This is a genomic window from Mycobacterium sp. TH-M82, assembly GCF_057473605.1.
The window spans coordinates 1-3,054 of sequence record NZ_JBYCKY010000194.1 but is presented as its reverse complement, the minus strand read 5'-3'; the positions used below and the strand labels follow the sequence as shown (position 1 = coordinate 3,054).

Sequence of the window (3,054 nt, the reverse complement as noted above, 5' to 3'; positions counted from 1 at the left end):
GTAACCGCAGCAAGATCACCAAGGGGCCGGGTTCGCGGGCGGCTGGAATTGCCATGGCCTACAAGCTGATCGAGGCCGCCCAGTCACGCTGGCGCGCGGTGAACGCGCCGCATCTGGTCGCCCTGGTCCGCGCCGGCGCCACGTTCGAGAACGGCAAGCTCGTCGAGCGCCCCGACGACCAGGTCGCTGACAAAACCGGGGAGGAGGCCGCCTGAAAAAATCCCGATCCACAGGTATTGACAATTGCTCCGGGCCGACGGCGGGAATGTCGTTATCCTGGTTGATTCGGTAGCCAGCGACGTCGTCGTTCAGCGCGTCGGTCGAACAGAAATCGAAGTCTAGGAGGGACTCCCGTGCCGGCAGTTGATGGATATCCGCAGTTATCCACGATTAAATTGAGTGGGTCATGGCGAACTAGCCGCTGATCCAGCGGCTGATGCTCTGCTGAGCGAGAGCCCTTTCGATCTTCTCATAGGTGCATTGCTCGACCAGCCGACGAACACCTCCAGGATCGTCACCGCACACAGCGGCAGACACAATCTCGGCGCTCGTCAGTTGTATCTCCGGTCCCAAATCGAAGGACCATCATCGTCCCCAGGAAGCTCAGGACCGACCCACACCCTCGGGCAGTTCGCCCAGGCGTTGATATGCCAACCCCCGTCATCGGGGCAGTAGCAGGGCGAGTGGGTGCCGTTGCAGTACGGGACAGCCTGTGCCGGTGCAGGCAGTGCAGCGGAGCCGCACAGCAAACCTCCAACCGCGGCCAGGGCAGCCAGACCACCCTTGATGAACGTCAATCGGGGCCGGCCCGCACGTGCCCTTGCGGCAGGGTGTCGGTTCATAGCGGCAGCCAACCCCTCCTCAACGTTCCTACGTTCCCTTTCCAGTTCTTCCGCCGTGGCCTGGCGGTAGTCGCGTGACATGATCTACTCCTTTCGCCCTCTATGGTGGGCGATGGGTCCGACAACACTTCGCAAACACGTTGTCTTCGACCAGCAAGCAACTACTTGAGACTGCGGCTGGCATGGGTGCGCTTGCCCCGGCACGTAGTTCTAGACTGACCAGGTGCCGAACCTGCGACTAGCCGCTGATCCAGCGGCTGATGCCCTGTTGAGCGAGAACCCTTTCGCTCTTCTCATAGGTGCATTGCTCGACCAGCAGGTGTCGATGGAGACTGCGTTTGCCGGGCCGAAGAAGATTGCCGACCGGATGGGCGGTCTCGACGCCGAGGCGATCGCTGACTGCGAACCGGAGAAATTCGCCACGCTATGCTCGGAAAAACCTGCAGTACACCGGTTTCCCGGATCGATGGCCAAACGGATCCAGACCCTGGCGCAGATCGTGGTGGACCGCTACGGCGGCGACGCGGCGGCGTTGTGGACGGTGGATGATCCGGACGGGGCCGAGCTGTTGCGCCGGATCAAGGCCCTGCCCGGCTTCGGCGAGCAGAAGGCACAAATCTTTCTGGCGCTACTGGGCAAGCAGTACGGCGTGAAGCCCTCGGGCTGGCGTGCGGCCGCCGGCGAGTACGGCAAGGCCGGGACCTACCTTTCGATTGCCGATATCGTCGACGCCCGTTCCCTTGAGCGGGTCAGGATCTACAAGAAGCAACGGAAGCAGCAGCGATCGGACTGACCCGGCAATGCGAGACGGTCAGGGCACCACCGTCGAGCCGATGGTCGGGATGAAGTTGCACTGGTGATCCTTGGTGCTGACCTGACCGAAGATCGTCGAGATGATGCTGCCCGATCCGGTGTCGACTATTGCCGTCAACGTGGTCGGCCCCTCCGGATTGATGTCGGGACGCGGTGTGAGGGTAGCGCTGCCCGATTTGCCGGTGGTCAGGTTCACCCAGGTGACGTTGAGCGGCAACTTCTGCGTTTCGGCAGGTCCTGGCGTGCCGACGGCAGTGAACACATAAGCGGTCTGACCGGATCCCGGCCCGGGGGTGGGGATCTTCGCCGGGCCCGCCACCGACAGGGCGGTCGCAATGGAGTTGCCACCGTCGGACAGGCAGCCGGTGCCGATTGACGGGTACATGAAGTCCTGGGTGGGCGGGCTGTCTGGACCGAACACCGGCGTGGCCCCCGGTGCCGGGCCGGCGGCCGCCGGCGGCGCCGGGGCCGGTGCGGCGTCAGGTGCCGGTGGGGCAGGTGCGGTTACGGCGGCTTCCGGGGCCGCCGGGGTCGGCGCCGCCTGCCACCTGGGACCCACCCGGTGGGCGGGGTCCACGCCAGTGGGCAGATGCGCGACGGCTCCCGGCGCCGAACCTGGCGTCGGTATGTGTGCGGACGGGTCGCGCGGCGGCGCGGCGGGCGCGTCGTTCGCTACCTGTGCCTGCGGAAGCCCATCGGAGCCGGGCGCCGGAGGCGCCTGCACAAACTGGGTCACCGAGTCGGCTACCTGCTTGGCATCCGTGGGTGCCGCGGAGTTGCCGGTGAAGGCTGCAGCCGCCGCCATCAACAGCGATACGGCGCCCGACGGATCGGCGGCCGCCTGCTGAATCACCGGACTCAGCTGTTCGATAGCGGGCAGACCGGGCAACTGCAGGGACTGCAGGGCAGGCGGGCCGGGTATCGGCTGCGGCGGTTCGGCCTTGGCGTCACTGCTGAGGAGCAGCGCAGTCGACGAGCCGATCGCGACGGTAGCCGTGGCGGCGAACAACGTCCGGATCCGCGACATGATTTCTCCAATTCCCGTTGGCGGTGTTAAGAGGTGTCGAGAGGTGTCGAGAGGCGTGGGCAAGGTGGGCAGGGCGTTTGGAAAGGCGTTCGAAAAGTCAAGGTAGCGTGTTACTGTTGATACTCAAGTGACACGTGTGGTGTTTATGAAACCGTTATCGAGCGGACCGGCGGTGCTGGTTCGCTAAAGTCGGGCCGGTAGACGCGACCCCCGCCACCCCCGCGACCCCCGTCACTCCCGCTGCCCGCCGGATGACCAACGGGTTGACGCGAGTTGCTCCGCTGCTGTTGGCGGCCAGCATCGCGGCGCGGCTGGCCTGGACATACCTGACACCCAACGGCGCCAACTTCGTCGACCTGCACGTCTACGTCG

The 3,054-nt window shown here is 65.2% G+C and carries 2 protein-coding genes and 2 pseudogenes; 3 read left to right on the top strand and 1 reads right to left on the bottom strand.

Features of this window, described 5'->3' with window-relative positions:
- Positions 1 to 215 (top strand): annotated as a pseudogene (locus AC2VON_RS05770) (IS256 family transposase); the annotation flags it as partial.
- Between the two features lie 850 nt (positions 216 to 1,065).
- Positions 1,066 to 1,635, top strand: a complete 570-nt coding sequence (locus AC2VON_RS05765; RefSeq protein ID WP_486952077.1) for an HhH-GPD-type base excision DNA repair protein — start codon at positions 1,066 to 1,068, stop codon at positions 1,633 to 1,635.
- A gap of 18 nt (positions 1,636 to 1,653) precedes the next feature.
- On the opposite strand, the gene AC2VON_RS05760 is transcribed toward AC2VON_RS05765, so the two are convergent.
- Positions 1,654 to 2,682 (bottom strand): Rv1157c family protein, encoded by a 1,029-nt coding sequence (locus AC2VON_RS05760; protein WP_486952076.1) that lies wholly within the window; start codon positions 2,680 to 2,682, stop codon positions 1,654 to 1,656.
- 170 nt (positions 2,683 to 2,852) lie between these two features.
- Between AC2VON_RS05760 and pimE the strand changes: the two are divergent.
- A pseudogene (gene pimE, locus AC2VON_RS05755) lies at positions 2,853 to 3,054 on the top strand (mannosyltransferase); the annotation flags it as partial.

Coding starts and splice junctions, on each gene's coding strand:
- AC2VON_RS05760 (WP_486952076.1), bottom strand. CDS start 2,682: ATGTCGCGGATCCGGACGTTGTTCGCCGCCACGGCTACCGTCGCGATC.